Here is a 26,645-nt window from a genome sequence, read left to right as displayed (position 1 = left end):
TCGCGTGCCGATAGCTTCTTTGAGCGACCTCTCTCACACCCGCCGTGGCCGTCTCCTTCGCCCTGTTCGACACGCTCGTCGACGCGCGGTACGACGCCCCCGCGGCCGACCGGGTGGCCGCGGAGCTCCGGGCTCGCGACGTTCGCGTCCCCGACGACTGGACCGCCGCCTACCGGGAGACACATATCGACCTCCCCGAGGGGGCGGCGGCCCCGCTCCCCGCGCACGTCGCCCGGGCGCTCGCCTCGCGCGGGGTGGACGCCCCCCACAACGCCGCGCGCCGGGCCGCGGTCGCCGCGTTCGACCCGGAGGTGACGCTCCGCCCGGGGGCCCGCGAGGCCGTCGACGCCGCGCGCGAGGCCGGTCCCGTCGCGGTCTGCTCGAACACGACCGTCCCCGAACTCGCCCGCCGTGTCCTCATCCGCGCGGACCTCCGGGACGCGTTCGACGCCGTCGTCACGGGGCTCTCCTGCGGCTGGCGCAAACCCGCTCCGCAGATGTTCGAGCGCGTGGCCGCGGCGCTCGACAGCCCGCCCGAATCGCTCGTCCACGTCGGGAGCGACCCCGCGACCGATGGGGGTCTCGAGGCGCTCGGCGGGACCTACGTCGATATCGCCGAGGTGCCGCTGACGGCGTTCCCCGCGTGGCTGGAGGGGCGATGAGCACGCTCGTCGCCCTCGCCATGGTCGCGGCGCTCGGCGTCCGGCTCGAGACCGACGCCTACGCTATCAACGAGGTCGGCACCCCCCTTCCGCCGAACAGCGCCGGTACGCTCGCCGGGTGGTCGGCCGCGCGGCCGGCCTCCTCGGGGTGGGTTCACACTGCTCGCGTGGCTCTAACATCGGTCGTCTCCCGCGATTCTCCCCGTTCCCGGCGCACTTCAGCCACGTGAAATGCTACGCTTTAATAGCTCAGCTCCTCTGAGTTAATACATGACCGTTGTCAGCGTCTCGATGCCGGAGTCACTGCTCCGGCGGCTCGACGAGTTCGCCGAGGAGCACGGCTACACCGGCCGCTCGGAAGTGGTCCGTGAGGCCTCCCGCAACCTCCTCGGGGAGTTCGAGGACAAGCAGTTGGAAGGCCGGGACCTCATCGGCGTCGTCACCGTCCTGTTCAGCTACGAGACCTCGAACGCCGAGGAGCGGATGATGCAGCTGCGCCACGAGTACGAGGGGCTCGTCACCTCGAACGTCCACAACCACGTGGGGAACCACTACTGTATGGAGCTGTTCATCGTGGAGGGCCAGCTCACCGAGATCTCGACGTTCGTCGGGAAGATCAGAGCGACGAAGGACACCCTCTCCGTGGACTACTCCGTCATCCCGATGGACGACTTCGACGGGACGTTCCCGCACGAACACTAAGATATTTTATACGAATTCGGCGAGGTCGACGGCGGTCTTCCCGGCCACGCGTCGGGAGCCGTCTGACGACCGTCGAACGCCCGACGGACGGGTGAACAAAAGACTCATTAGCTGACGCGCGCGCTACCCGAGTGGAGGATACGGGGGCACACACACGCTCTTTCCCCTTTCGAACTGATACTTCGACGGGCCGGGTCGCCGGCTCGCACGAGGCCGTTTCTCGCGGACGAACGTCGCTACGTCGTCGTCGCTTTCGGAGCGGCGTCTAAAGTCGCTTCTCGCGGTCAGTGCTCGGCGGTCGCTTCGACGACCTCCTCGGCGAGCCGTGCGTCTCTGGCCTCCCGGATCTCGCGTTCGACGTCCTCGCGGCCCTTCTTGAACTCACCCATCGCCTGCCCGCTTGCCCGCGCGAGCTTCGGGAGCTTGTTCGCGCCGAACAGGAGGACGGCGATGAACAGGATGATCAGGAGCTCTGGCCCGCCGGGGAGCCCAACGAACATGGGGTACATGCCGACTCTCTATGGGCGGCGACGGTATTGACTATGTCTGTCGTACGCCCTGCGGCTGGGTCGATACGGTCGCCGTACGTATCATGCCGGAGACAGCTTCTCTCGCGGAGGAAAACGTCTATACGCGTCGTGACGGACGGTCGAACGTGACGGTGCTCATCGCGGCGACGGGACGGCGGGGTGACGCGGCAGCTGCGGCGCTCGACGAGGTGATTCGGGTGGAGACGCTGGCGGCCGCGCGGGACCACCTCGAGGGGGTCGCGGTCGCGGTGGTCGGCCCGCTGACCGATGGCGACCCTGCCACCCTGCGTGAGGCCACCACCCTGCGCGACTCCGCCACGGCGTTCGTCCACCTCGGGCCGCACGAGGCGTTCGCGACGTGTCTCCCGGCGTCGTTCGAGCCGAAGGAGCTCCGCGAGGCGGTCGCGGCGGCCCGTGAGGCGGTCGCGTACCGTGAGGCGGTCGACGAGTTCTACCGGCGGTGTGCGGCGGCGGCGTCGACGGTCTCGACGGAGGAGTCCATCCACGAGCTGCGTGCGGCACGGGAGCGTGCCGACGAACGGTTCACTGCGGCGCGCTCCGGCGCGTTCGACTACTGGGAGCTGCTCGCGGACGATTAGACGGGGAGCCCGTGGATGACCGCGGCCAGCCCGAGATAGTACGAACAGGTGAAAAGCAGCGAGAGCCCGCCGACCTTCGCGACGTACGCCGGATAGCTCTGGGTGCGCATCCAGGTGCAGACGGGGTGTTCGCCGCCGCGCTCGTTCGGGAGCCCCTTCCCAGGGGGGCGGGTCCAGCGGATCTCGCGGTCCGGGCGACGGGCCTTCGCGGCGTCCCGGTCGGACTCACGCGGGGGCTCGGGCCGGCCGGACTCGTGGGCGGGGTCGCCCCGGTCGGTCCGCGGGGCGGTCTCGCGTTCCGATGGCGTCGGCTCGGGGTCGGCCGGCTCGGTGACGGCCGTCGTCCCCCCCTCGACGGGGAGGCTGACGAACTCCCAGCCCTCCGACTCGGGGGTGTGTTTCGCGCGGGTGAAGCCGGCGCAGGCGTGGTGCGGGAGCTCGTGGGCCGCACAGAACTGACGGCCGCAGTGCTCACAGGTGAACAGGAGCTCGTCCGTCACGCCACACGCGGCACACCCAGACATCGCCCATCCATTGGAGAAGGAGGTATATTACTCTCACCTTTCTCGTCGTAATTAACTGTCACGTCCCGTATGCGTGGCTTCCTGCAAGCCCTGCCGGTCTATCAAGAACTATCATTTCGGTATCTGATGTCGTGGTATGGCAGACCAAGGCGAGCAGTTCGGCAATCGGCACATCCGCGGTATCTACCGCGAGGGGATGTACGAGGGGAAACGGCCGTCGTTCCCCACGAGCTACGAGGACCTGCGTGCGGCCGCGTGGGAGGAGATGGACGGGAACGCCCGCGCGTACGTCCACGGCGGCGCGGGGAGCGAGGAGACCTTCGAACGGAACAAGGACTTCTCGGCGTGGCGAATCGCCCCCCGGATGCTCCAGGGGGTCGCGGAGCGCGACCTGACCGTCGACCTCTACGGCCGGACCCACGAGTTCCCGCTGATGATCACCCCGCTCGGGGTCCAGTCGCTGCTCCACGACGAAGCCGAACTCGGCACCGCGAGGGCGTGTGCGGAGCTGGAGGTCCCCTTCATCCTCTCGTCGCTCTCCTCGCACACGATGGAGGACGTGGCCGAGGCGCTCGGGAACGTCCCCAAATGGTTCCAGTTCTACTGGTCGAACGACCGCGACGTGGCCGAGTCGTTCCTCGATAGAGCAGAAGAGGCGGGCTACGACGCCATCGTCGTCACCGTCGACGCGCCCACCCTCGGCTTCCGCGAGCGACTCATCGAGCGCGGCTACTACCCCTTCCTCGAGGGGGAGGGCGTGGCGAACTACGTCGCGGACCCGGCGTTCCGCGAGTCGCTCGACGTCCCGCCCGAGGAGGATATGCAGGCCGCGGTCGACCACTTCCTCGAGATCTTCGGGGACGCCTCGCTCACGTGGGAGGACCTGGCGTTCGTCCACGACCACACGGACCTCCCGGTCATCATCAAGGGGATCCTCCGGCCGGAGGACGCACGGCTCGCCATCGACCACGGCGCGGACGGTATCAGCGTCTCGAACCACGGCGGGCGGCAGGTCGACGGCTCGCTCTCCGCCATCGAGGCGCTCCCCGCCGTCGTCGACGAGGTGGACGGGGAGGTGCCCGTCTTCTTCGACTCCGGCATCAGACGGGGGGCGGACGTGTTCAAGGCGCTCGCCATCGGCGCGGACACGGTGTTCCTCGGCCGGCCGTTCGCCTACGGCCTCGCGTACGACGGCGCGCGCGGGGTCGAGGCCGTGTTACGAAACATCCTCGCGGATTTCGACCTGACGATGGGGCTCGCGGGCTGTGACTCGACGGCGAAGATCGATCGCTCGACGCTGAAACACGAGTCGGAACTCGGGCCGTAGTCCCCGCCTTTTTTCAGATTTCCGGGCGTCCTGTCGCGTATGGGACGACACGTTCTCGTACCCGTTGACGGTTCCGAACAGGCACAGGACGCCGTCGAGCACGCGGTGGGGACGTTCCCCGACGCCGAGTTCACCTTCCTCTCGGTCATCGACCCCTCCGACGTGAACAGCCTCGCGGTCGGGCCCGCGACGACACCCGTCCAGAGCCCGCCCGCCCTCCCCGGCGTGGGCGAGGCGTGGTACGAGGACCGGACGGAACGCGCGGAGGAGCTCCTCGAGGAGGCCGTCGCGCAGGCGGAGGACGTGAACGCCGCCGCCGAGACGGCCATCCGGACGGGGAAGCCCGCCCGCGAGATCGAGGAGTTCGCCGAGGAGGCGGCCGTCGACCACATCGTCATCGGGAGCCACGGCCGCACGGGCGTCTCCCGCGTCCTGCTCGGGAGCGTCGCGGAGTCGGTCGTCCGCCGCGCGGACTGCCCCGTCACCGTCGTTCGCTGATTGCTCGTCGACGACCCGCCAGCGACTCGCCAGCGACTCGCCGCCCACCCCGTCGGCGACCGAGACTTTTTTAGTCGGTATGCAGTAACGCAATTTGTATGGTAGAGGCGTTCGCCGTGGCCAGCGGCAAGGGCGGGACCGGCAAGACGACGAGCACGCTCGCGCTCGGCATGGCGCTCGCCGAGGAGCACGACGTGACCGTCGTCGACGCCGACACCGGGATGGCGAACCTGCTTTTTCACGCAGGCCTCGCGGACGCAGACGTGACGCTCCACGACGTACTTCTGGACGAGGTCGCCGCCGTCAAGGAGGCCACCTACGACCGGTTCGGGATGCGGGTCGTTCCGTGCGGGACCTCGCTGGCCGCGTTCGAGGCCGCGGACCCCGGGCGCCTCCGCGGGGCCGTCGCGGACCTCGCACGCGACACGGACGTCCTCCTGCTCGATTCGCCGGCCGCCCTCGGCTCGAAATCCGCCGTCCTTCCGATCGTCCTCGCGGATAGAGTGGTCGTCGTCCTCCAGCCCACCATCCCCGCGCTCTCGGACGGCCTGAAGGTCCAGGAGTACGCCACCTCCTACGGCACCGAGGTCGCGGGCACGCTGTTCAACAAGGTGCGTGAGGATATCGACGGCGTCGTCGAGCAGGCCGAGCGCTACTTCGAGGGGCCGACGCTCGCGCGGGTTCCCGACAGCGACGCCGCGCGCGCGGCCCGGCGTGCGGGTGAGCCGCTGCTCGCACACGCCCCCCGTTCGGAGGCGGCACGGGCCTACCGGCAGGCCGCGCGCACCCTCGAGATCCGCGACCGGGACGCCGACGACGTGGCGTCGCGCTTCCGCTCCGCGGTCGTCCCCGACCGGCCATGATCCCCGACGGGGAGCTGGTCCGCTCGCGGGTGCTCGCCGACGTGGCGACCCTGTTCGAGGACGCGCTCGACCGCGCGCACACGGGATACGCCGTCCTCGAGCCCGCGGACGCGATGCTCTTCGAGGAGGAGGGGTCGGCCGTCATCACCTTCGAGTCGGGGGTCCCGGTGCTCGCGTACCACACCCGGACCGAACGCGGGGGTGAGTCGGCGCTCGCGGACCTCGCCGCGCCCGGTCCGTACCAGGTGGCGCTCTACGACTCCGCGCCGGGAGACCTGACCGCGGCCCACGAGAGCGACGCGTTCCGGGTGCCACCCGGAGCACCGGCGGAAAAACTCGCAGGCGCACCGCAGCTCGCGGACCGTGCGCGACGCGCGGCGCCCGAGTGGGTGCGCGAGGAGGAGGAACACGCGGTGGAGGCGTTCCTGGCCGACGAGGAGAAGATCCAGGCAATCCGCGAGCAGGCGCGCGCGGAGGCGCAGGCGAAAGCCGAGGAGTGGGGGTTCGACGACGCCGTCTAGTCGAGCGCCTGCAGGTGTGTGAGGGCCTCCTCGCGGGTCATCCCGCGGACGCCACAGACACACGAGAACAGCTCCGGGTCGCCGTCGGCCACCCGTTCGCGGGCCGTCTCGACCAGCTCGCCCCCGTCGAGGGCGTAGGTCACCTCGTAGCTCACCTGCGCGACGGCCCCGATGCGGTGGTCGGCCTCGGGGTCGGGGGCGTGGATGGACTGCTCGTGTTCGGCCTGCATCGACGCCTTCCACTCGCGGAGGGTCGCCTCGGGGTCACGGTCGGTCATGGGGTGTCCTCGCGGTGCCCACGGAAAATCGCTATCGGTACTCGGCGAGCGCGCAGACGGTGTCGGACATGAGCCAGGCCTCGTCGTTCCCGACCTCTTCGATACTCAGCGCGTAGAACGTCTCGCGTCCCTCGTCGACGGTGATGCGGTAGGCTTCGCTCGTCAACGCGGGAACGGGTGTCTTCTGTGCCGGTGCCACACCGGCTCCTCAGGGCTTCTCACTCAAGAGATAGTCGTTTTCGCTCGGCCACCGAATCTGGATTTCACGCCCGCGCTGGCACCCGGTTTCGCCTGTTCACCTATCAGAACTTATTAATCATCCTTGATGTGTTCTCGTCTGCGGACGACGCTCTCGCTGCGATCATCCCCCGTCCCCCGAACTCGCGACGAGCGAGCGCTGGACCAGCGCGCCCGGCTGCTTCAATCTCACAAGGGTTCGTCTGAAACGATATCGGAGTCGCTGATCGCCGCGTCGTATATCCACTTCAATCCCACAAGGGGTTCGTCTGAAACCACGCGCCGACGGTGGCGAAAAACGAGTCGCGGGCGGCTTCAATCCCACAAGGGGTTCGTCTGAAACTTCATCGTGATTCCGGTAATCGGTCGTCCAGCCGGGCTTCAATCCCACAAGGGGTTCGTCTGAAACAAATAGCGGGGGGTCCCCAAGCCCCGAGCGTGACGGCTTCAATCCCACAAGGGGTTCGTCTGAAACCGACCTCGTCGAGCTGGGCCTCATTGAGAAGGGCGAGCTTCAATCCCACAAGGGGTTCGTCTGAAACCCCGAACATCAGAGCTCACCCCCCAGGGCGTCGGCCAGCTTCAATCCCACAAGGGGTTCGTCTGAAACTCTCACGACGCTGGCACAAGCGTCGAGGACGCTCTGCTTCAATCCCACAAGGGGTTCGTCTGAAACGGGGAGCAGTTCGCCGTCGCGTGCGATGCCTACACGCTTCAATCCCACAAGGGGTTCGTCTGAAACGAGGAGACCGGGACGACAAAGACGGATGTCATCCGGCTTCAATCCCACAAGGGGTTCGTCTGAAACATGCGGCAACGTCGACCACTACGCCGAGATTCACGCTTCAATCCCACAAGGGGTTCGTCTGAAACTAACGCTCCACGCTATCCAGCATGGTCTGTGTGCTGCTTCAATCCCACAAGGGGTTCGTCTGAAACGCTCCGAGTGGGGGCATCTATCGGCTCCGCTCGATTGCTTCAATCCCACAAGGGGTTCGTCTGAAACAATGAGCGCCGACGCGCCCGAGATGGTCCTGATTCGGCTTCAATCCCACAAGGGGTTCGTCTGAAACAGGAGGCGTCTGCGGCCTCGCGGTTGCGCGGCCCGCTTCAATCCCACAAGGGGTTCGTCTGAAACAGTTGCTGGGTTGGGTCACCCATACGCCCCGCCGGGGCTTCAATCCCACAAGGGGTTCGTCTGAAACGCGACCAAGGCCGTGGCTACAAAGAGCCGGAGGGGGCTTCAATCCCACAAGGGGTTCGTCTGAAACGAGCCGGGGAGAATCTCGACGTGCTTTGGTTCCGCGCTTCAATCCCACAAGGGGTTCGTCTGAAACTTTAAACCACCCTGTCGGTGGCGAGCGATAGCCAAGCTTCAATCCCACAAGGGGTTCGTCTGAAACTCGAGGCGTGTCCGGTCCTCGTCTCGGTACACCTTGCTTCAATCCCACAAGGGGTTCGTCTGAAACCCTCCATGCGGTCCCTGTCCGTCTTGGTCTTGAGTTTGCTTCAATCCCACAAGGGGTTCGTCTGAAACGGGTGTTTCTCGATACTTGTCTCCCTTCCCATGGCGCTTCAATCCCACAAGGGGTTCGTCTGAAACAGGGGCGTTCTTCGCCCTCGGGCGTCTCGGCGCGGTAGCTTCAATCCCACAAGGGGTTCGTCTGAAACAGTACGACCCTGACGACTCCGCGCCCTGGAGCTGGCTTCAATCCCACAAGGGGTTCGTCTGAAACCTCGAACACTACCGCGACGACCCGGCGACGTTCGGCTTCAATCCCACAAGGGGTTCGTCTGAAACTGGCGAGGTGCTGACGCATGAGCATCGACACCGGCTTCAATCCCACAAGGGGTTCGTCTGAAACACGCCGACGACCTCGCCGCCGGGGACGAGGTGGCGGCTTCAATCCCACAAGGGGTTCGTCTGAAACCAGTTCTCGAACTCGTTGCATGCTGTCGAACATCAGCTTCAATCCCACAAGGGGTTCGTCTGAAACCGTCCTGCGTCGGGTCCTTCGACTCGAGGCGTGCCTGCTTCAATCCCACAAGGGGTTCGTCTGAAACAAGGGAGAGCACATCGGGAGCTGGGTCATCACGGCGCTTCAATCCCACAAGGGGTTCGTCTGAAACAAGGGAGAGCACATCGGGAGCTGGGTCATCACGGCGCTTCAATCCCACAAGGGGTTCGTCTGAAACAAGGGAGAGCACATCGGGAGCTGGGTCATCACGGCGCTTCAATCCCACAAGGGGTTCGTCTGAAACACGAGATCGAGCAGGTCGCGACCACGGGTCGCGGCTCGCTTCAATCCCACAAGGGGTTCGTCTGAAACCGCCTCCGGCAGGCGTGGGCGGGCGATGCGACTCGGCTTCAATCCCACAAGGGGTTCGTCTGAAACGTGAGCATCGACATCGCCGAGCGGCACCACTACCTGCTTCAATCCCACAAGGGGTTCGTCTGAAACGAGGACGAGATTCAGCGGATGCGATACCGCTGTCTGCTTCAATCCCACAAGGGGTTCGTCTGAAACGAGGCCCCATCGTCACCGACGGCGGTGTTCGCGAGCTTCAATCCCACAAGGGGTTCGTCTGAAACATGAGCTGCTCGAGGATGTTCTCGTCGGAGTCGGTGCTTCAATCCCACAAGGGGTTCGTCTGAAACCGGCCCCGGTGCGGCGGAGTTGGGGTCGGTGACCCTGCTTCAATCCCACAAGGGGTTCGTCTGAAACTGACTTCGCGACCGTCGAGATGGACGCCAACGAGCAGCTTCAATCCCACAAGGGGTTCGTCTGAAACTGAAAGGTAGCAGTACGATGCGAGCGTGGTCAGCTGTGCTTCAATCCCACAAGGGGTTCGTCTGAAACTCATTTGTTCGCCGCCCGGGCCACGCCCTTCAATAGCTTCAATCCCACAAGGGGTTCGTCTGAAACACTACGACGGCGTGCACACCATCGACCTGCCGCGAGGGCTTCAATCCCACAAGGGGTTCGTCTGAAACCATGGCCGGTTCGTGGCCGTAGAGCGTTCTATCCACCGTTTGCACATCAAGATTTCCGTCGACCCGCGATAGCCGCTGACCCCCGGGGGGTCGACGGGAGGCCCCCGAACACTTATGATTTAGTGTGTTAAGTGTTGGTTCAATGTCGTTGGTAAACGACCGAAGGGGTGGTGTATGCGTCTGCTGATGCGGCTGTCCGCACGGGCGGATGCAGCGTACGAAACGGCGTATCACCACAAGCTCCGTGGTGCGCTGTGGCGGGCGCTGGAGGGGACGCGGTTCGAGGAACTCCACGATACCGGCGATCCGCCCGGGTTCGTGTTCTCGAACGTCTTTCCGTGGGGAGCGATCGGTGAAGGAGACCGACGAACGTTGCTCGTGGCGTCACACGACGAAGCGCTCCTCTCGACGATTGCACGGCATTTTCGCGATGACTCGGAGTTGAACGTCGGGGAGATGCCGTTCCGGGTGGAGGAGCTGTCGGCTGTCTCCCCCGACGTGGGTGAGCCGGGTACGCGCGGCGTCATCGAAACGGCGACGGGGGTCGTCGTGCGACTGTACGACCACCACCGCGAGGCGTTCGGTATCGACGGGGAGTACGACGAGACGGTGACCTACTGGCGACCGGAGCACACGATGGAGCCATTCCGCGCGGCCATCGAGGAGAACGCCCAGCGGAAACACGAGCTGTTCGCCCCCGAGTACGTCCCCGGTCCAGCGACGGTCGACGGGGAGCTGTTTGACGGGTACGACCTCATCAAGACCTACTCGCTCCCGGTCACCGTCACACGGGGTGTCGAGCGCACGCTCGTGCTCTCGAAGTGGCGGTTCGAGTACCGCGTCCGGAACGACACCCACCGGAAGCAGCTGAACCTCCTGCTCGACTGCGGCATCGGAGGACGAAACGCGCTCGGCTTCGGCTTCCTCAACGTTGACGAGGAGAGCAAGCGAGTGGTCGGGAAGGCGGATGCGGAGGCGGTCGTGCGATGAAGCTACCCACAGCCGAAGCGCTGCTCGCGGAGTTTGACAGCGAGGAAGAGTTTCTCGCTGAACTCCCTGACCGACCCATCTCGTCGCTGCGTGACCTCCAGTACGTCTACGGACGGCTGTACACGCTGGCGACCGCGGGAAGTGGTGAGTATGCGCCGTATCTGACCCCGAACGAGGCGCGAGACCTGTTCGACGAGGAGGAGAGCCTCATCGTCGTTCGCGTTGACCTCTCAGGAGAATCCCCCAAGCTCGACGCACAGCCGGTGGAGATTCAGCGATACGGCTCATCGCTCGTCGAGCAGGTCGCCCACTGCAAGTACAATGCGGCCCGCGGAATCGACCACAGCATCACCCACCGCTCGGGGCGGGACAAGTCCCCCGAGAAGCTCGCCGAGTATGCCATCGAACGCCTGTCGAAGTGGCCGACCGACGACATCGTCAGCGAGATCGCGGCCGACCACGAGGACGGCTGGATTATCGAAGGGCTTTCACAGCTCGGCGAGGACGAGGCGGTCGCCGAAGCGATCACCGAGGCGATTACGAACGAGCTCGGTGGCACGGCCACCTCCCTGCTGACGGTTCGAGTCCGGCTCGAAGCGGACGGGCCGTATCAGTGGCCCGGTGAGGTAGAGGTCTTCAACGCCGCTATGCGCGCGCGGAAACTAGACAAGCTCGTCTCGAAAGGGAAGGCGACGGAGTCCGCGGGCGACTCGTGGGACCTCATCACCGGCGAGTCGGCACGGACGGTCGGGACGGCGGAGGACCCCCTCAACTACTATCTCGGCAAGCAGCTGGAGAAGTTTCCCGGCTTCGACGTGGACGAGGCGTGGCGGACCCACGCGCTGTCGGAGGATGCGGCGATCACGCTGATGAACGCCGCGCCGTTCATCGACGCCTGCACGTATTCGACGTTCGGTGCGAGCGTGTTCTACCTCCCGTATTTCAGGGGTGAGCTGACAGTCGAGCGAGCGCGTGAACTCTACCGACTCCTCCGGCTCATCGCCGCAGAAGGGGACACGACCCCCGTCGAAGTCGCCTACCGAGAGCTCGACGGGAAGCACACGGGAGCGTTCGACCTCCGCTTCTACGTGAGCGCCATCATGCGCCACCAGTCAAAGCGGTACGACGTGTTCGGCGACACGATGAATGGGGAACTCCTCTACCCGGATACGCTCGCAGACGCCCACGAAAACACCCTCATGACGTGGGTGTTCGACGACGGACACGAGCGAATCAGCGCACCCCTCCCAGTTCACGAGAACTGGCGCTTGCTGAGTGGTGAAGGTTATCTCCCGACCATCGCCACGGGACGATACTTCAGCGAGACGTTCAGCCGGGCGGACGACGACCAGAACGCATCGGCCGACGACACCCGAATCGAGGCGCTCGTCTCGGTGCTGAGCGGCCAGCCGATTCCGGTCGAACTCCTCCTCAGCGAGTACGTGGACCGGCTCATCGACGACCAGGGCGACGACTTTCCGCACTATCACGTTTCCTCGCAGTTCGCCCAGCTGACAGCGCTTGCCGAGGCTGGGCTCCTCACGACGAACGACGCCGACCACCGCGAAATCGCTCACGAACCGAGCTACACGACACAGATGACACCATCCGACACACCGATTCGGGCCGATGGCGGGAGCGCCGCCGCGGCCCGAACACAGAAACTCGAACAGTTCCTCGAAGCGACCCCCGCACTCCACGGTGAGACAGACGTGAGTCAGGAGCGCCGTGGTGCGTTCCTGCTCGGTGCCCTCATCGGGCAGGTGGGGAGCTATCAGCAGCGTGCGGAAGGCCGATCGAAGACAGTCATCGACAGCTATCCCATCAAATCGATGTCGGTGACTCGATTGAAGCGCATCACCCAGGAGGTGCTCGACAAGAACGTCGTCTATTCGCGTGAGCAGGGCCTCGGCTCGACGATGTACGCGGAGGTCGTCGATGAGCTGGTGGACACGCTGACCCACCACGACCCAGACGACTGGCGCATCTCGACCGACGACCTGCGATTCTACTACGCACTCGGCGTCTCGTACGGCCTGAACAACTACACCAAGACGGACACGAAGCAGACGGAGACTGACGAATGACAGACACTGACACCACCATCGAGAACCGCTCAGAGATCGTCTTCCTGTACGACGCTGTCGATGCGAACCCCAACGGGAACCCGCTCAGCGGGGCCAACCGCCCCCGAATCGATCCACACACCCAGGAGTGTGTCGTCACCGACGTGCGGCTGAAACGCTACCTCCGCGACCAGCTCGCGGCCGATGGCCACGGTGTGTACATCCGGAACATCAAGGAGGACGGCTACGCTGCGACGCGGAAGGAACTGCTCGAATCTCGACTCAAAGAGTTCGACCCGGACGAACACGACACCGCCGAGGAGATGGCCGAGGCTGTCTTCGGCGAATTCCTCGACCACAGCGCCGACGTGCGCTACTTCGGTGCGACGATGAGCGTGGACGCGAAGGACGACAAACTCGAAGCGGCGGTCGATGCCCTGCCGGACCACTTCACCGGCCCGGTGCAGTTCTCGCCGGGGAAGTCGCTGCACCCGGTCATGGAGAACGAGGAGTACAACAGCCTCACGAGCGTCATCGCGACGCAGGAAGGGAAAGAACAGGGTGGGTTCGACCTCGACGACCACCGCATCCAGTATGGCCTCATCGGGTTCCACGGCCTCGTCGACGAACACGGTGCGGCGAGCACGAAGCTCTCCGAGGCTGATGTCCGACGGCTCGACACGCTCTGCTGGCGGGCGCTGAAGAACCAGACCATCAGTCGGAGCAAGGTGGGGCAGGAACCGCGACTCTACCTCCGCGTCGAGTACGACGAGGAGAGCTTCCACCTCGGTGGGCTGGACAAGGACCTCACCCTCGGGGAAGAGTCAGAGCCGCCGGAACAGCTTCGGAACGTTCGTGACCTCACGCTGGACGTGAGTTCGATCATCGACCGGCTCGACAGGGCGGGTGACCGCATCGCGAGCGTTCGCGTAGTCACCAGCGACGTTCTGACCGTCGAACACGGTGACGAAACGGGCGGTCCGGAGTTCCTCTACGACGCACTCCGGGATGCGGTCGGGACGGATACCGTCGAGGTCATCGACGTGTACGAGGAGCGCGCCGAAACGCTTCCCGAGGCGTAACGACCGTGCCCGAGACCAAACTGGATCGGCGGACGGACGGGAGAGGGGGACCACCGGTGTGTCTCTCCTTCACCGTCCGAGGCCCCTGGGGGCACTTCCGGCGCGTGGAGGGGAACATCGTCAAGCAGACGTACGGCATCGTCCCGCGAACGACCGTGGCCGGGCTCACGGCGGCGATTCTCGGGCTCGACCGCGATTCCTACTACGAGCTGTTTGCCTCCGAATCGTCGGCCATCGCCATCGAACCCGTTCGCCCGATTCGGACGATGAACATGCCGATGAACACGCTCTCGACGGCGAACGAGCACATACAGACGATTCCCTCGCGGGGAAAGGGGCTGAAAGTCGGCCTCCCGGACCCGAGCAAGCCGCGCCAACAGCACAACTACGAAGTGCTCGCCGACCCAGCCTACCGCATCGATCTGTGGCTCGACGACGACGAGCACCGCACACGGCTTCGAACGCTGCTGGAGGAAGGAAAGTCCCACTACGTGCCGAGTCTCGGTCTCTCCGAACACCTCGCAGAGGTCGAGTATCACGGGACGTTCGATGTCGAGCCGGGACCGGACGACGACCGCGTCGACGTGGATTCGGCCGTCATCGACGCCGTCGAGCGGATCGTTCCCGAACCCGATTGTCGCCACCATATCGAGCGGTCACCGGCGTTCATGGAACGTGATGGTCGCCACCGGAGGACGACCGGCTATCGGTCGGTCGTGTACAGTCCCGACGCGGAATCACTCGCGGTCACCGATGTAGAGACGAGCCTCGTTGACGGCCGAGTCGTCATGTTCGGGTGACTGGAGATGCCAGCCACTCGCTACTCACACCCCGGAGGTCCCGAGACCGACGCGGTGCTGCTTCAGGACCACCTTCGAGACGTAGCGGCTCGCGTGGAGCTCGTACTCCCCGATGACGACTGCCGTGACCTGGCCCGCCGACTGGGACTCGTCCACGATTTCGGCAAGCTCACGACGTGGTTCCAACAGCACATCGACGATGAGAACCCGGACGGGCCGACACACCACAGTCGGCTCGGTGCACTGGTCGCCTACTACGTCCTCGAACAGGCGGGATTCGACGAGGCCGACTGTCTCCTCGGCTACGTCGCCGTGGCGAGACACCACGGGGCATCGCCAGACACGGGGCGATACGCCTTCGAGTCGAGTTCGTGGGAAAAGAAGGGGAACGAGAGAGTCCGGAAGGAGGAAGTGCTTCGACAGGTCGAGAACATCGATTCGCACGCCTCAGAGCTCGCGGGTGACATCATCGACGAGGCGACCGACGGAACTGGAGGGTGGACCGAGTGCCGCGACCGACTACAGAACCGATCGTTGTTTGAGGCAGTCAAGTCCCAAGTCGGTGACGGGCCTATGAATATCGGGGTCAAAACCGACCCCGTCCCCGAGGACTTCTACGGCCGGTTCCTCCGCGCGTGGGGCGCGCTCGTCCTCGCGGACAAGACGAGCGCAGCCAGAGCGTCGAACCGAGCCGAGATATACGACGGAGAGACGCCGGACATCGACGCGCTCGACCGGCACATCGCCGGATTCGATGACGCGGAAACGGACCGCGGGAAGCGACTCGATCGACTGCGGAGCGAAGCCCGTGCGGAGGTCAGCGCGAACGTGGACGCACTCGCCGCGGGCGACGAGGGGGTGGCGACGCTCACGCTCCCGACTGGACTCGGAAAGACGCTGACCGGTCTCACCGCGGCGCTCCGATTGCAGGAACGACGTGAAGGGTCACGAATCATCTACGCCCTCCCCTTCACATCCATCATCGACCAGGTGGCCGACGTCGCCCGCGAGGTGTTCGAGACGGACGAGCGTGGCGCGCTTTTGACCGTCCACCACCACCTCGCGGAGACGGTCGTCGAGCACGACGATACCGACCGCGACGAGCGGGATGAAGCCGAGAACGTCGCCTCCATACTCGGAGAGAGCTGGCGGGCCGGGCTGGTCGTGACGACGTTCGTCCAACTGTTCGAGAGCCTCGCCGGACCTCGGAACAGCCAGTCGCTGAAACTTCCGGCACTCCAAGACAGCATTATCGTGCTGGACGAGCCACAGAGCCTCCCACACGACTGGTGGCCGCTGATTCGGCGGCTGGTTTCCGTGCTCACGACCGAGTACGACGCGACCATCATCGCCATGACGGCGACCCAGCCACGGCTGTTCGAGAACGCGACCGACGAGCCGATACCGGAGTTGGTTGACTCCCCCGAACGGTTCTTCCGTGCGGTGGAGCGCGTCCGATTCCGGTTCCACCCATCGGTCGAATCGTTCAACGACGAGGAGACGCCCCTCTCACACGACCGCGCCTCGGACCGACTTCGAGAGGACGCTCGCAACGGTGCCTCCGTGCTCGCGGTCTGCAACACCATCGACAGCGCTCAGGAGCTCACCGGACATCTCGAACGTGACCCCGAGTTCGTCAACGTCGGTGCTGTGTACGACGACCTCCTCACGGCTACCGACGAACCGACCGTCGAGACCCTTGTGGAGGCAGTCACGGACCGTGATGGAGACCGCGCCCTGCTCCACCTCTCGACTCGGCACCGTCCACGTGACCGGCTCCGACTCATCGGTGCGGCACGCCGCCTCGCCCGCGAGCAGTCGCTGATCACCGTCTCGACGCAACTCATCGAGGCCGGCGTGGATATCAGCTTCGACCGTGTGTACCGGGATTTCGCCCCCCTCGACAGTCTGGTGCAGGCGGCCGGGCGTTGTAACCGCTCGTTCGAGCTGGAACAGGGAGTCGTCACCGTCTGGTGGCTCGATGCGCCCGAAGACAAGTCGATAACCCCGGGGGAGGCGGTGTACGACTACTGGGGCGAGAGCTTGCTATCGATTACCGCAGGCGTCCTCGCTGACGGCCCGGCCGAGCGCGGAGAATCAGCCGTCGCGTGGGATGCCGTCCGAACGTACTACGAACGCCTCGCCGCCAGAGCACCGGGAAAGACAGCATGGACCGAGTTCGTGGACCGTGCCGAAGGGGCGAAACTGCGGTCCTGCTCGCTTATCGGGAACCGACAGGCCGTCGATATCGTCGTCTGCCGGTCGGCCGCCGACCGCGAACTCGTGGACGGGATCAGGGACGCGATGGCGACCTACGAGTTCGACCAGCTCGGTGAACTCCTCGACGAGACGAAGCCGTTGCAGGTCTCGGTGCCGATTTACGACGCCACGAGTGACGAGGCACAGGAGCTCATGGATCTGCCGCCGCTCGGCACCGACGCGACGTTCAACACCCACGAGCTCCGGCTTCTCGATACGTCGAACGACCAACACGAACGGTTCTTCGACCCCACGACGGGTGTGTTCATCCCTGACGGCGTGGAGGGGCGGTTCCTGTGACCGACTCGAAACTCGACCCCGTCGAACTGTTGCTCTCGGGTGCCCGCGACTCGACGACCGAGCCCGAGTTCAGGGTCACTGGCGTGATGATGCAGTACTACGAGGCGTGCACGCGAGAGCTGTGGTTCCTCAGTCGGAATATCGAGATCGACCGTGGGAACGCGAGCATCGTCCGCGGGACGAACGTTGACGAGTCCGCCTACGGCGACAAGCGACGAAACCTCACCATCGACGGCACCATCTCCCTTGACCTCCTCGACAGCGGCGAAGTCGTCGAGGTGAAGCCGAGTTCGTCGATGGTCGAACCCGCGACCCTCCAACTGCTCTACTATCTCTGGTATCTGGAGGAAGTCGTGGGCGTCGAGCGGGATGGGGTACTCGCTCACCCCACCGAGCGGCGGCGGGAAGCCGTCGAGCTGACACCCGAGAACCGTGCCCGCGTCGAGGACGCGATTCGCGGTATCTACGAGATCACGCAGCGAGAGACCCCACCGAAAGTCGAGCGGAAGTCGTACTGCAGTTCGTGTGCATACCACGATTTCTGCTGGAGCTGTTGACCATGGACCGGAACTACCACATATTCTCCGATGGCCGACTGGAGCGACACAACGACACGGTCCGGCTCGTTACCCTCGACGACGAGAAGAAGTTCCTCCCCGTCGAGCGTGCCGAGGCGATCTACCTTCACGGACAGATCGACTACAACACCCGGCTGATGTCGTTTCTCAATCAGCACGGCGTCGCCCTTCACGTCTTCGGGTGGAACGACTACTACGCCGGCTCGGTCATGCCGAACCGCGGGCAGACCTCCGGTCGGACGCTCGTCTCGCAGGTGCGTGCATACGACGACCCCGAGACACGGCTCGCGATCGCATCGGAGTTCGTGAAAGGCGGGGCTCACAACATGCGCGCGAACGTCACCTACTACGCGAACCGCGGGAACGACTTCGATGCCCAGCTCGACACAATCGACCGACAGACCGAGGCTATCGACGGTGTCTCCGATATCCCCGAACTGATGGGCGTCGAGGCGTCGATTCGGAAGGCGTACTACTCGATCTTCGATACCGTTCTCCCCGAGGAGTTCGTCTTCGACGGCCGAGCGTACAACCCCCCGAACAACGAGGTGAACAGCCTCATTTCGTTCGCGAACGCGCTCGTCTATGCGAACCTCGTCTCCGCGATCCGCGCGACCGCCCTCGACCCCGCCGTGAGCTTCCTCCACGAACCGGGTGACCGACGCTACTCGCTCGCACTCGACCTCGCGGAGCTGTTCAAACCCTTGCTCGCCGACCGCGTCATCTTCCGGCTCGTGAACCGAAATCAGCTGTCACTCGAGGACTTCGAAGCCGAGCTGAACGCCTGCCTGCTCACCGAATCCGGGCGCCAGACGTTCTCGAAGGTGTTCGAGGAGACGCTCGAACGGACCGTCGAACATCCACGCCTAAAACGGAAGGTCAGCTATCAGTATCTCCTCCGGGTCGAGGCGTACAAACTGAAAAAACACCTGCTCACTGGTGAGGAGTACGTCGCATTCCGGCGGTGGTGGTGATGCCCTACGTCGTCATCGTCTACGATATGCAAGCCGACCGAACACACCTCCTGTTGAACTATCTCAGACGCTATCTCACCCACGTCCAGAACTCCGTCTTCGAAGGGGAACTCACCGACGGCGAACTCGAAGCCGTCCGCGATCGTATCGATTCGACGCTCGACCCCGGCGAATCAACCATCATCTACGAACTCGGCTCCGAAAAGCTCCTCTCTCGAGACGTGTTCGGCGACGACCCCAAGGAAGACGACCGATTTCTCTGAGCTCTCTGTCGACCCCCCGGGGTAGCACGGGTACTGAGGGTCGACGGAAATCTTGATGTGTGAACGGTGGATAGAACGCTCTACGGCCGCGAACCGGCCATGGTGTTTCAGACGAACCCCTTGTGGGATTGAAGCTGCGAGAGATCGTCGAGTGCGGGCTCGACCGACCACCGTTTCAGACGAACCCCTTGTGGGATTGAAGCGCCCACTCAAATCCAGCGGAAGTCTGTTTTCATATTGGTTTCAGACGAACCCCTTGTGGGATTGAAGCCTGTGGTTCGTGACGGTCGCTCGCGGCGTTCCTGTGAGTTTCAGACGAACCCCTTGTGGGATTGAAGCATCAAACTCGGCGATCCCGGGGTCAAGTCGCCCATGTTTCAGACGAACCCCTTGTGGGATTGAAGCAACAATATGGTCTGTGCAGTCTTGGAACGTGACACTCGTTTCAGACGAACCCCTTGTGGGATTGAAGCGCGGTCGTCGTCGAACCCCGAGGACTGTTGGCCGTGTTTCAGACGAACCCCTTGTGGGATTGAAGCTCGTCGATGATGTCGCGGATATGGGCTCGCGCCAACCGGTTTCAGACGAACCCCTTGTGGGATTGAAGCCACTCGTCGGCACACTCACCACAGAGCATCATCGTTTCAGACGAACCCCTTGTGGGATTGAAGCCCAAAAAACGCTGACGGATCGACCGAGATTCGCAACAGTTTCAGACGAACCCCTTGTGGGATTGAAGCACACTCTGGTTAGGACTATGAAACTCACGCCTGACCGTTTCAGACGAACCCCTTGTGGGATTGAAGCACCGCCAACGACGCGAGGCTTATTGACACGGAATCTGTTTCAGACGAACCCCTTGTGGGATTGAAGCACCCGCTCAAGCGTCTTTGGCTCCGCTGTGCCGTCGTGTTTCAGACGAACCCCTTGTGGGATTGAAGCATCGCGATGCGCCCAGCGCTTACCGAACTCGAGGAGTGTTTCAGACGAACCCCTTGTGGGATTGAAGCTCCGCCGTCCACCCACTCATGTCCTACAGCAGGTTTCAGACGAACCCCTTGTGGGATTGAAGCTCCGCCGTCCACCCACTCATGTCCCACAGCAGGTTTCAGACGAACCCCTTGTGGGATTGAAGCTCCGCCGTCCACCCACTCATGTCCCACAGCAGGTTTCAGACGAACCCCTTGTGGGATTGAAGCTCCGCCGTCCACCCACTCATGTCCCACAGCAGGTTTCAGACGAACCCCTTGTGGGATTGAAGCTCCGCCGTCCACCCACTCATGTCCCACAGCAGGTTTCAGACGAACCCCTTGTGGGATTGAAGCGACTCGAGCCCGAGCGCGTCGACCTGCTGGTGCAGGTTTCAGACGAACCCCTTGTGGGATTGAAGGCCCCCCAGGGTCGCGACCTCACGGACACCGACCGAGTTTCAGACGAACCCCTTGTGGGATTGAAGGGCGCTGGCTGGCGTCGGACTCCTGTTCCTGCTCTGGTTTCAGACGAACCCCTTGTGGGATTGAAGGGTGTCGACGCTCATCGCGGTCGTGAGCTATGCGTGGTTTCAGACGAACCCCTTGTGGGATTGAAGGTCGCTTCTCGGGCGTCGAGGCCGGTCGGGAGCGGCGTTTCAGACGAACCCCTTGTGGGATTGAAGTTACGACCACGGCGCGAGGAGGTTATCGCAGCTCGAGTTTCAGACGAACCCCTTGTGGGATTGAAGTTGGATTACCGACGAAGGCCAGCGCTACGTGTCGTGTTTCAGACGAACCCCTTGTGGGATTGAAGTCGATACCCGGCGTAGTGCCCGTATCGGGACGAGAGCGGTTTCAGACGAACCCCTTGTGGGATTGAAGTATGCAGTCGGGGCGGCGTGGTAGCGCCGTCCCGGTTTCAGACGAACCCCTTGTGGGATTGAAGTAGCAAGGCGACGGCAGGCGGTGGGGGCGACCCTGTTTCAGACGAACCCCTTGTGGGATTGAAGTCCACCGTTGCCGGAGTGTGAGCACGTCGGCCTCTGCTGGTTTCAGACGAACCCCTTGTGGGATTGAAGCACCGAGACCAACTTCGACCGTTCCGGTGGAAGGAGTTTCAGACGAATCCTATGGAAGTGTAGCAGTGCTCACAGTGGGAATGCCCGCCGGGCTGCGGATCTCTCAGGTGGCCCCTCGTGGAAGTTGAGTAGACGGCTCTCGGGGTATGGTGACCTGTCGGCTGAACCGCTATGTTCTCGGAGCGCCTACGTCCCCCATGCAACTCGGACTCGCGGGTGACGTGATGTTCGGCCGGCTGGTGGACCGTGCGATGGCCGACCGGGAGCCCGCGGCGGTGTGGGGGGATCTGCTCCCGGACCTGCAGGCGCTCGACGGATTTCTCTGTAACCTCGAGTGTGTGCTCTCGACGCGCGGGGAGCCGTACACCGGGGCGTACCATCCGTACCACTTCCGCGCGGACCCGGCGTGGGCGATTCCGGCGCTGGAGGCCGCGGGCGTCTCCTGCGTGACGCTGGCGAACAACCACGTGCTGGATTTCGGCCCCGAGGCGCTGCGGGACACCCTCGACGCGCTGGAGGCGGCGGGCATCCCCTACGCGGGGGTCGGCGACTCCCCGGAGGAGGCGTTCGCGCCGGTCGCGTTCGAGGCGGGGGACTGCCGTGTCGCGGTCGTCGCCGCGACGGACAACACGCCGGCGTTCGCGGCGAACGGGGGGCTGGGGACGGCCTACGTCGACATCGAGAACGACCCCGGGGGCGCGCGGACGGCCATGCGCGCGGCGCTCGACCGGGCGTGGGCGCTCGATCCGGATCTCGTCGTCGTCTCGCTCCACTGGGGGCCGAACATGCGGACGGCCCCGAGCGAGGCGTTCCGGTCGTTCGCGAGGTTCCTCCACCGGGTCGGCGCGGACGTGGTCGTCGGCCACAGCGCCCACCTGTTCCAGGGGATCGAGGTCGGACGGGGGCTCACGCTGTACGACACGGGGGATTTCGTCGACGACTACGCCGTCGACCCGGGGCTCCGGAACGACCGGTCGTTCCTGTTCGTCCTCGATACCGAGGCGTTCCACCTCCGGGCCGTCCCCACCGAGATCTACGACTGTGCCGTCCACCACGCGACCGAGGAGGGGGCGCGGTGGGCCTGCGACCGGCTGGCGGACCGGTCGGCGGCGTTCGACACGGTCTGCGTTCGCACCGACGACGGGCTCGTCGTCCCCCTCCATCCGAAGCTCCGGGCGCGAGCGATGCGTGGATAGTTGTCGCCTTAACCCCTCGCTGTGAACCCGCGCGCATGGGACTGGACGAGGACGCACTCGACTACCACGAGACGGAGCCGGCGGGGAAACTGGAGATCTCGACGACGAAACCGACGAACACACAGCGCGACCTGTCGCTCGCGTACTCCCCGGGTGTCGCGGCGCCGTGCCGCGAGATCGCCGCGGACCCGGAGGCGGCCTACCGCTACACGACCAAAGGCAATCTGGTGGGGGTCGTCTCGAACGGCACCGCCGTCCTCGGGCTGGGCGACATCGGCGCGCAGGCCTCCAAGCCGGTGATGGAGGGGAAGGGGGTGCTGTTCAAGCGGTTCGCCGACATCGACGTGTTCGACGTCGAACTCGACATCGACGAGGTGGACGCCTTCTGTGCGGCCGTCGCGGGGATGGAGCCCACCTTCGGGGGAATCAACTTAGAGGATATCAGCGCCCCCGCGTGCTTCGAGATCGAGGAGCGTCTGCGCGAGGAGATGGACATCCCCGTGTTCCACGACGACCAGCACGGGACGGCCATCATCTCGGGCGCGGCGCTCATCAACGCCTGCGACATCGCCGACAAATCCCTCGACGACATCGAGGTCGTGTTCGCCGGCGCGGGGGCGGCCGCCACCGCGACGGCGAAGTTCTACGTCTCGCTGGGGGTCCCCCGCGAGAACATCACGATGTGCGATATCGGGGGGATCCTCACCGAAGCCAGAGCGGAGGCCGGGGAGCTCAACCCCCACAACGAGCCGTTCGCACAGGACGTCCCGGAGGGGGAGCTCGCCGACGCGATGGACGGCGCGGACGTGTTCGTCGGGCTCTCCGTCGGCGGCATCGTCTCCCAGGAGATGGTCCGGTCGATGAGCGCGAACCCCATCATCTTCGCGATGGCGAACCCAGACCCCGAGATCACCTATCCCGAGGCGAAGGCGGCGCGCGACGACACCGTCATCATGGCCACCGGACGGTCGGACTACCCGAACCAGGTGAACAACGTGCTCGGCTTCCCGTTCATCTTCCGGGGGGCACTGGACGTGCGCGCGACGGACATCAACGAGGCGATGAAGGTGGCCGCCGCGGAGGCGCTCGCCGACCTCGCGAAGCAGGACGTGCCCGACGCCGTCGTGAAGGCGTACGGCGACGAGCCGCTGCAGTTCGGGCCCGACTACATCATCCCGAAACCGCTCGATACTCGTGTCCTGTTCGAGGTGTCGAGCGCCGTCGCGGAGGCGGCCGTCGAGTCGGGCGTCGCCCGAAAACAGCTCGACCTGGAGGCGTACCGCGCGACACTGGAGGCCCGGCTCGGCAAGTCCCGGGAGATGATGCGCGTCGTCCTCAACAAGGCGAAAGCCGAGCCGAAGCGGCTGGTGTTCGCGGAGGGCGCGGACCCGAAGATCATCCGCGCGGCCTACCAGCTCACCGACGAGGGGATCGCGGAGCCGATCCTCATCGGTGACAAGCGGACCATCTGGGAGCGCGCCGCCGAGCTCGGGCTGGACTTCGAACCGGAGATCGTCGACCCCACGGCGGACCAGCTCGACCCCTACGCGGACCGGCTGTTCCAGCTCCGGAAACGCCACGGTATCACCCGTCACGAGGCCGAAACCCTGGTTCGCGACGGCGACTACCTCGGGAGCGTCATGGTCGAGATGGGCGACGCCGACGCCCTGCTGACGGGGCTCACCCACCACTACCCGACGGCGCTGCGCCCCCCGCTGCAGATCGTCGGCACCGCGCCGAACGCGAACTACGCCGCCGGCGTCTACATGCTGACGTTCAAGAACCGGGTGGTCTTCGTCGCCGACGCGACGGTGAATCAGGACCCTGACGAGGAGGTGCTCGCGGAGGTGGCGAAACACACCGCCGAACTCGCCCGGCGGTTCAACGTCGACCCGCGGGTCGCGCTGCTGTCGTACTCGGACTTCGGCACGGTGACGAACGAGGGGACGCTCAAACCCCGGCACGCGGCGAAACAGCTCCGAGCGGACCCCGATGTCGATTTCCCCGTCGACGGGGAGATGCAGGCCGACACGGCCGTGGTGGAGGAGATGCTCACCGAGGACTACGACTTCTGTGAGCTGGATGCCCCCGCGAACGTGCTCGTGTTCCCGAATCTGGAGGCCGGTAACATCGCGTACAAGCTCCTCCAGCGGCTGGGCGGTGCGGAGGCCATCGGCCCGATGCTCGTGGGGATGGATAAACCGGTCCACGTCCTCCAGCGGGGCGACGAGGTGAAGGACATCGTCAACCTCGCAGGGGTCGCGGTGGTCGACGCCCAGCAGTAGCACCGAACGCGAGCCGTGGCGAGCGTTCGGCTTTTTGGTGCAGATTTTTCGAGGAGTGGTAGTCGGCGAAGCCGACTCCCCGACGCAGAAAAAGGTGCGAGATGGTGAATCTCGCAGGGGTCGCGGTGGTCGACGCCCAGCAGTAGCACCGAACGCGAGCCGTGGCGAGCGTTCGGCTTTTTGGTGCAGATTTTTCGAGGAGTGGTAGTCGGCGAAGCCGACTCCCCGACGCAGAAAAAGGTGCGAGATGGTGACTCTCGCGGGGGTCGCGGTGGTCGACGCCCAGCAGTAGCCCGGTAGTTCTCCACACCTCTCGATAGCCGTCCGTCCCCGAACGTATCGGTCCACAGATACGTTCAAGGCCGGGACGCCCGTTGCGTCGCGTATGGAACGGGAGTCCGCGAAACTCACCTGTCGGACGTGTGGGACGCTGTCGACTATCGAGGTGCACGAGGAGGCGTTCGAGCTCGACTGCGAGTCGTGCGGGTCGCGCCACGAGGGGCGCTATCGCGACGACGGCGTCGTGGTGTGGGCCGGGACCAACGCTTAAGCCGGCCCTCTCCGCAGACGGGGTATGACACTCGACCTCGTGGTGATGACGTCGGACCACGACTCGCTCGACTCCATCGTCGATATCGCCCAGCGCGCGGAGAACCACGGCTTCGCGCGCGTCTCCGCGGGCGAGACGACGGGCCGCGACATGGTGACCACCTTCACCGTCGTCGCGGAGCGCACCGACTCCATCGGCGTTTCTACCGATGTGCTCTCCCCGTTCGGCCGCGCGCCGACCGTTCTCGCCCAGACGGCACTGACGATGCACGAGGCGACCGGCGGACGGTTCCGTCTTGGACTGGGGACCTCCTCACCCGCCATCGCGGAGCGCTGGCACGGCGCCGAGTTCGACCGCCCCCTCCGCCGGCTCCGGGAGACCATCGACATCATCCGCGAGGTGTACGAAGGGGGTCGGGTCTCCTACGACGGCGAGATCTTCGAGCTGGGTGGGCTCGGCTACGAGGGCACCCCGCCCGAGACCCCGCCGGGCATCGACGTGGCCGCGCTCGGCCCGAAGGCGACGGAGCTGGCGGGCCGGTTCGCCGACGGGTGGGTCCCGCAGCTGTTCACCCACGACGGCCTCCGAACTCGGATGGAGGACCTCGAACGCGGTGCCGAGCTGGGCGACAGGACGCTCGAGGACGTCCGGGTCGCGCCCCTGGTTCGCTGCTGTGCGCTCGAAGAGAGAGAGACGGCCCGCGCGAAGACGCGCTCGATGGTCGCGTTCCTCATCGGGGCGTACGGTCCCTTCTACGGGAATTCCGTGGCCGAGCAGGGGTACGAGGACGTGGTGGACGAGATCCGCGCCGCGTGGGAGGACGACTGTGACACCGAGGCGATGGCCGCGGCGCTCCCGGACTCGCTGCTCGACTCGCTGGCGGCGGCCGGGACCCCCGAGGAAGTGCGCGACCGCGTCGAGGCGTTCCAGGCCATCGACGGGGTCGACGCCGTGCGCGTCGGCTTCGTGAAGGGGATGACCGACGAGGAGAAGGAGTCGACGCTGGCGGCACTGTCGGGGCTCTGAGTCGGGCCTTTAAAAGAGGCTGTCGGCCGTCGAGGCGCCCACGACGGAGAACACCGAGCCGATGGAGATGGCCTTTCCCGTCGTGAACGTCCCCACGCCGAACGTCTCGGGCGCGGAGAACGTGAACGCGAGGATGGCGACGGAGAGATACGAGATGCCGATGAGCGACAGATAGCGGAGAGGGACCCCGAAAACGCTCCGCTCGCGGTCGGGGTCGCGGTCCTCGTCGGCGCCGTAGAGGGTCCCGTACCCGATGGCGAGGACGATGGCGACCGTCGTCGCCGCCTGCCACGCCGCCATCGAACCGGCGAGGCTCCACACCTCCTCGGTGACGACGAAGGGCCCCGCCAGCAGGAACCCCCCGACGACCTGCTGGGCGAGATCGGAGAGGCCGAAGCGACCGCCGAACATGGCGTGTGTTCGAAGCGGGACGCGCAAAGGGCTGTCGGCCGAGGGAGGATTTATCAGCCACCGTGACATAGCTCTTGCA

The 26,645-nt window shown here is 65.0% G+C and carries 25 protein-coding genes and 2 CRISPR repeat arrays; of the genes, 20 read left to right on the top strand and 5 right to left on the bottom strand.

Annotated features, from left to right (window positions below):
* Positions 1-44: 44 nt before the first annotated feature.
* From ACQUQR_RS08340 to ACQUQR_RS08330, 3 genes are read left to right on the top strand one after another with little or no spacing between them, the layout of a single operon-like run.
* Positions 45-662 carry an HAD family hydrolase gene (locus ACQUQR_RS08340; protein ID WP_435196002.1) on the top strand — a complete coding sequence of 206 codons (618 nt, stop codon included), beginning with the start codon at positions 45-47 and terminating at the stop codon, positions 660-662.
* Positions 659-892: a hypothetical protein gene (locus ACQUQR_RS08335; protein ID WP_435196001.1), complete on the top strand. Its 234-nt coding sequence runs from the start codon at positions 659-661 to the stop codon at positions 890-892. The genes ACQUQR_RS08340 and ACQUQR_RS08335 overlap by 4 nt, the downstream gene beginning before the upstream one ends.
* 40 nt (positions 893-932) lie before the next feature.
* A complete protein-coding gene (locus tag ACQUQR_RS08330; protein WP_435196000.1) occupies positions 933-1,364 on the top strand; it encodes a CopG family ribbon-helix-helix protein in 432 nt (143 codons plus the stop codon).
* Positions 1,365-1,648: 284 nt separating this feature from the next.
* On the opposite strand, the gene ACQUQR_RS08325 is transcribed toward ACQUQR_RS08330, so the two are convergent.
* Positions 1,649-1,873: a Sec-independent protein translocase subunit TatA/TatB gene (locus ACQUQR_RS08325; protein ID WP_435195999.1), complete on the bottom strand. Its 225-nt coding sequence runs from the start codon at positions 1,871-1,873 to the stop codon at positions 1,649-1,651.
* 146 nt (positions 1,874-2,019) lie between these two features.
* Here ACQUQR_RS08325 and ACQUQR_RS08320 point away from each other — a divergent pair, with 146 nt between their 5' ends.
* Positions 2,020-2,493, top strand: coding sequence for a hypothetical protein (locus ACQUQR_RS08320; protein ID WP_435195998.1), 474 nt, complete (start codon positions 2,020-2,022; stop codon positions 2,491-2,493).
* On the opposite strand, the gene ACQUQR_RS08315 is transcribed toward ACQUQR_RS08320, so the two are convergent.
* Positions 2,490-3,017, bottom strand: a complete 528-nt coding sequence (locus tag ACQUQR_RS08315; protein ID WP_435195997.1) for a hypothetical protein — start codon at positions 3,015-3,017, stop codon at positions 2,490-2,492. The genes ACQUQR_RS08320 and ACQUQR_RS08315 overlap by 4 nt on opposite strands.
* A 136-nt stretch (positions 3,018-3,153) precedes the next feature.
* Between ACQUQR_RS08315 and ACQUQR_RS08310 the strand changes: the two genes are divergently transcribed.
* The 4 genes from ACQUQR_RS08310 to ACQUQR_RS08295 all read left to right on the top strand — a co-directional run bounded on the left by ACQUQR_RS08310 (position 3,154) and on the right by ACQUQR_RS08295 (position 6,226).
* A complete protein-coding gene (locus ACQUQR_RS08310) occupies positions 3,154-4,344 on the top strand; it encodes a lactate 2-monooxygenase (RefSeq protein WP_435195996.1) in 1,191 nt (396 codons plus the stop codon).
* A gap of 39 nt (positions 4,345-4,383) precedes the next feature.
* On the top strand, positions 4,384-4,842 hold the full coding sequence (locus ACQUQR_RS08305; RefSeq protein WP_435195995.1) for a universal stress protein: 459 nt from the start codon (positions 4,384-4,386) through the stop codon (positions 4,840-4,842).
* A gap of 98 nt (positions 4,843-4,940) precedes the next feature.
* Positions 4,941-5,705: an AAA family ATPase gene (locus ACQUQR_RS08300; protein WP_435195994.1), complete on the top strand. Its 765-nt coding sequence runs from the start codon at positions 4,941-4,943 to the stop codon at positions 5,703-5,705.
* The gene (locus tag ACQUQR_RS08295; protein ID WP_435195993.1) at positions 5,702-6,226 is read left to right on the top strand and encodes a hypothetical protein; all 525 of its coding nucleotides are present in this window, start codon (positions 5,702-5,704) and stop codon (positions 6,224-6,226) included. Before ACQUQR_RS08300 ends, ACQUQR_RS08295 begins: the two co-directional genes overlap by 4 nt.
* Here ACQUQR_RS08295 and ACQUQR_RS08290 read toward each other — a convergent pair.
* Together ACQUQR_RS08290 and ACQUQR_RS08285 are read right to left on the bottom strand one after the other, a co-directional pair.
* Positions 6,223-6,504, bottom strand: coding sequence for a hypothetical protein (locus ACQUQR_RS08290; RefSeq protein ID WP_435195992.1), 282 nt, complete (start codon positions 6,502-6,504; stop codon positions 6,223-6,225). The genes ACQUQR_RS08295 and ACQUQR_RS08290 overlap by 4 nt on opposite strands.
* 31 nt (positions 6,505-6,535) lie before the next feature.
* Entirely contained in the window at positions 6,536-6,703 is a 168-nt protein-coding gene (locus tag ACQUQR_RS08285; protein WP_435195991.1) for a hypothetical protein, read from the bottom strand.
* Positions 6,704-6,986: 283 nt separating this feature from the next.
* Positions 6,987-9,736: direct repeats of the CRISPR family, unit length 31 nt; unit sequence GCTTCAATCCCACAAGGGGTTCGTCTGAAAC.
* 174 nt (positions 9,737-9,910) lie between these two features.
* On the opposite strand from ACQUQR_RS08285, the gene cas6 reads away from it, so the two are divergent.
* The 12 genes from cas6 to ACQUQR_RS08225 all read left to right on the top strand — a co-directional run bounded on the left by cas6 (position 9,911) and on the right by ACQUQR_RS08225 (position 26,155).
* On the top strand, positions 9,911-10,726 hold the full coding sequence (cas6, locus tag ACQUQR_RS08280) for a CRISPR-associated endoribonuclease Cas6 (RefSeq protein ID WP_435195990.1): 816 nt from the start codon (positions 9,911-9,913) through the stop codon (positions 10,724-10,726).
* Positions 10,723-12,813, top strand: coding sequence for a type I-B CRISPR-associated protein Cas8b/Csh1 (cas8b, locus tag ACQUQR_RS08275; protein ID WP_435195989.1), 2,091 nt, complete (start codon positions 10,723-10,725; stop codon positions 12,811-12,813). Before cas6 ends, cas8b begins: the two co-directional genes overlap by 4 nt.
* Positions 12,810-13,874: a type I-B CRISPR-associated protein Cas7/Csh2 gene (cas7b, locus tag ACQUQR_RS08270; RefSeq protein WP_435195988.1), complete on the top strand. Its 1,065-nt coding sequence runs from the start codon at positions 12,810-12,812 to the stop codon at positions 13,872-13,874. Before cas8b ends, cas7b begins: the two co-directional genes overlap by 4 nt.
* 5 nt (positions 13,875-13,879) lie before the next feature.
* Positions 13,880-14,674: a type I-B CRISPR-associated protein Cas5b gene (gene cas5b, locus ACQUQR_RS08265; protein WP_435195987.1), complete on the top strand. Its 795-nt coding sequence runs from the start codon at positions 13,880-13,882 to the stop codon at positions 14,672-14,674.
* 6 nt (positions 14,675-14,680) lie between these two features.
* On the top strand, positions 14,681-17,233 hold the full coding sequence (locus tag ACQUQR_RS08260; protein WP_435195986.1) for a CRISPR-associated endonuclease Cas3'': 2,553 nt from the start codon (positions 14,681-14,683) through the stop codon (positions 17,231-17,233).
* Complete coding sequence (locus tag ACQUQR_RS08255; RefSeq protein WP_435195985.1) at positions 17,230-17,790, top strand: CRISPR-associated protein Cas4; 561 nt, start codon at positions 17,230-17,232, stop codon at positions 17,788-17,790. The genes ACQUQR_RS08260 and ACQUQR_RS08255 overlap by 4 nt, the downstream gene beginning before the upstream one ends.
* 2 nt (positions 17,791-17,792) lie before the next feature.
* Positions 17,793-18,785, top strand: a complete 993-nt coding sequence (cas1b, locus tag ACQUQR_RS08250) for a type I-B CRISPR-associated endonuclease Cas1b (protein WP_435195984.1) — start codon at positions 17,793-17,795, stop codon at positions 18,783-18,785.
* Positions 18,785-19,048 carry a CRISPR-associated endonuclease Cas2 gene (gene cas2 / locus ACQUQR_RS08245; protein ID WP_435195983.1) on the top strand — a complete coding sequence of 88 codons (264 nt, stop codon included), beginning with the start codon at positions 18,785-18,787 and terminating at the stop codon, positions 19,046-19,048. Before cas1b ends, cas2 begins: the two co-directional genes overlap by 1 nt.
* 104 nt (positions 19,049-19,152) lie before the next feature.
* Positions 19,153-21,099: a CRISPR direct-repeat array (repeat unit 31 nt; unit sequence GTTTCAGACGAACCCCTTGTGGGATTGAAGC).
* Between the two features lie 196 nt (positions 21,100-21,295).
* Positions 21,296-22,294: a CapA family protein gene (locus ACQUQR_RS08240; RefSeq protein WP_435195982.1), complete on the top strand. Its 999-nt coding sequence runs from the start codon at positions 21,296-21,298 to the stop codon at positions 22,292-22,294.
* A 35-nt stretch (positions 22,295-22,329) separates the two neighbouring features.
* A complete protein-coding gene (locus tag ACQUQR_RS08235; RefSeq protein WP_435195981.1) occupies positions 22,330-24,579 on the top strand; it encodes an NADP-dependent malic enzyme in 2,250 nt (749 codons plus the stop codon).
* Between the two features lie 385 nt (positions 24,580-24,964).
* Positions 24,965-25,129: a hypothetical protein gene (locus ACQUQR_RS08230; protein ID WP_435195980.1), complete on the top strand. Its 165-nt coding sequence runs from the start codon at positions 24,965-24,967 to the stop codon at positions 25,127-25,129.
* Between the two features lie 24 nt (positions 25,130-25,153).
* Positions 25,154-26,155 carry a TIGR04024 family LLM class F420-dependent oxidoreductase gene (locus tag ACQUQR_RS08225; RefSeq protein WP_435195979.1) on the top strand — a complete coding sequence of 334 codons (1,002 nt, stop codon included), beginning with the start codon at positions 25,154-25,156 and terminating at the stop codon, positions 26,153-26,155.
* Positions 26,156-26,164: 9 nt separating this feature from the next.
* On the opposite strand, the gene ACQUQR_RS08220 is transcribed toward ACQUQR_RS08225, so the two are convergent.
* Complete coding sequence (locus ACQUQR_RS08220; protein WP_435195978.1) at positions 26,165-26,566, bottom strand: DUF2391 family protein; 402 nt, start codon at positions 26,564-26,566, stop codon at positions 26,165-26,167.
* Between the last annotated feature and the right edge of the window lie 79 nt (positions 26,567-26,645).

The organism is Natronomonas sp. EA1 (assembly GCF_051195035.1).
GTDB lineage: Archaea > Halobacteriota > Halobacteria > Halobacteriales > Haloarculaceae > JBNTJV01.
The sequence above is the reverse complement of the archived record's forward strand: the minus strand, read 5'-3'. Positions and strand labels throughout refer to the sequence as shown.

Bases quoted from the DNA above. Each gene is read 5' to 3' on its own strand.
- ACQUQR_RS08335 (WP_435196001.1), top strand. From the start codon at position 659: ATGAGCACGCTCGTCGCCCTCGCCATGGTCGCGGCGCTCGGCGTCCGG.
- ACQUQR_RS08330 (WP_435196000.1), top strand. From the start codon at position 933: ATGACCGTTGTCAGCGTCTCGATGCCGGAGTCACTGCTCCGGCGGCTC.
- ACQUQR_RS08325 (WP_435195999.1), bottom strand. From the start codon at position 1,873: ATGTACCCCATGTTCGTTGGGCTCCCCGGCGGGCCAGAGCTCCTGATC.
- ACQUQR_RS08315 (WP_435195997.1), bottom strand. From the start codon at position 3,017: ATGTCTGGGTGTGCCGCGTGTGGCGTGACGGACGAGCTCCTGTTCACC.
- ACQUQR_RS08310 (WP_435195996.1), top strand. From the start codon at position 3,154: ATGGCAGACCAAGGCGAGCAGTTCGGCAATCGGCACATCCGCGGTATC.
- ACQUQR_RS08305 (WP_435195995.1), top strand. From the start codon at position 4,384: ATGGGACGACACGTTCTCGTACCCGTTGACGGTTCCGAACAGGCACAG.
- ACQUQR_RS08300 (WP_435195994.1), top strand. From the start codon at position 4,941: ATGGTAGAGGCGTTCGCCGTGGCCAGCGGCAAGGGCGGGACCGGCAAG.
- ACQUQR_RS08295 (WP_435195993.1), top strand. From the start codon at position 5,702: ATGATCCCCGACGGGGAGCTGGTCCGCTCGCGGGTGCTCGCCGACGTG.
- ACQUQR_RS08290 (WP_435195992.1), bottom strand. From the start codon at position 6,504: ATGACCGACCGTGACCCCGAGGCGACCCTCCGCGAGTGGAAGGCGTCG.
- cas6 (WP_435195990.1), top strand. From the start codon at position 9,911: ATGCGTCTGCTGATGCGGCTGTCCGCACGGGCGGATGCAGCGTACGAA.
- cas8b (WP_435195989.1), top strand. From the start codon at position 10,723: ATGAAGCTACCCACAGCCGAAGCGCTGCTCGCGGAGTTTGACAGCGAG.
- cas7b (WP_435195988.1), top strand. From the start codon at position 12,810: ATGACAGACACTGACACCACCATCGAGAACCGCTCAGAGATCGTCTTC.
- ACQUQR_RS08260 (WP_435195986.1), top strand. From the start codon at position 14,681: ATGCCAGCCACTCGCTACTCACACCCCGGAGGTCCCGAGACCGACGCG.
- cas1b (WP_435195984.1), top strand. From the start codon at position 17,793: ATGGACCGGAACTACCACATATTCTCCGATGGCCGACTGGAGCGACAC.
- cas2 (WP_435195983.1), top strand. From the start codon at position 18,785: ATGCCCTACGTCGTCATCGTCTACGATATGCAAGCCGACCGAACACAC.
- ACQUQR_RS08240 (WP_435195982.1), top strand. From the start codon at position 21,296: ATGCAACTCGGACTCGCGGGTGACGTGATGTTCGGCCGGCTGGTGGAC.
- ACQUQR_RS08235 (WP_435195981.1), top strand. From the start codon at position 22,330: ATGGGACTGGACGAGGACGCACTCGACTACCACGAGACGGAGCCGGCG.
- ACQUQR_RS08230 (WP_435195980.1), top strand. From the start codon at position 24,965: ATGGAACGGGAGTCCGCGAAACTCACCTGTCGGACGTGTGGGACGCTG.
- ACQUQR_RS08225 (WP_435195979.1), top strand. From the start codon at position 25,154: ATGACACTCGACCTCGTGGTGATGACGTCGGACCACGACTCGCTCGAC.
- ACQUQR_RS08220 (WP_435195978.1), bottom strand. From the start codon at position 26,566: ATGTTCGGCGGTCGCTTCGGCCTCTCCGATCTCGCCCAGCAGGTCGTC.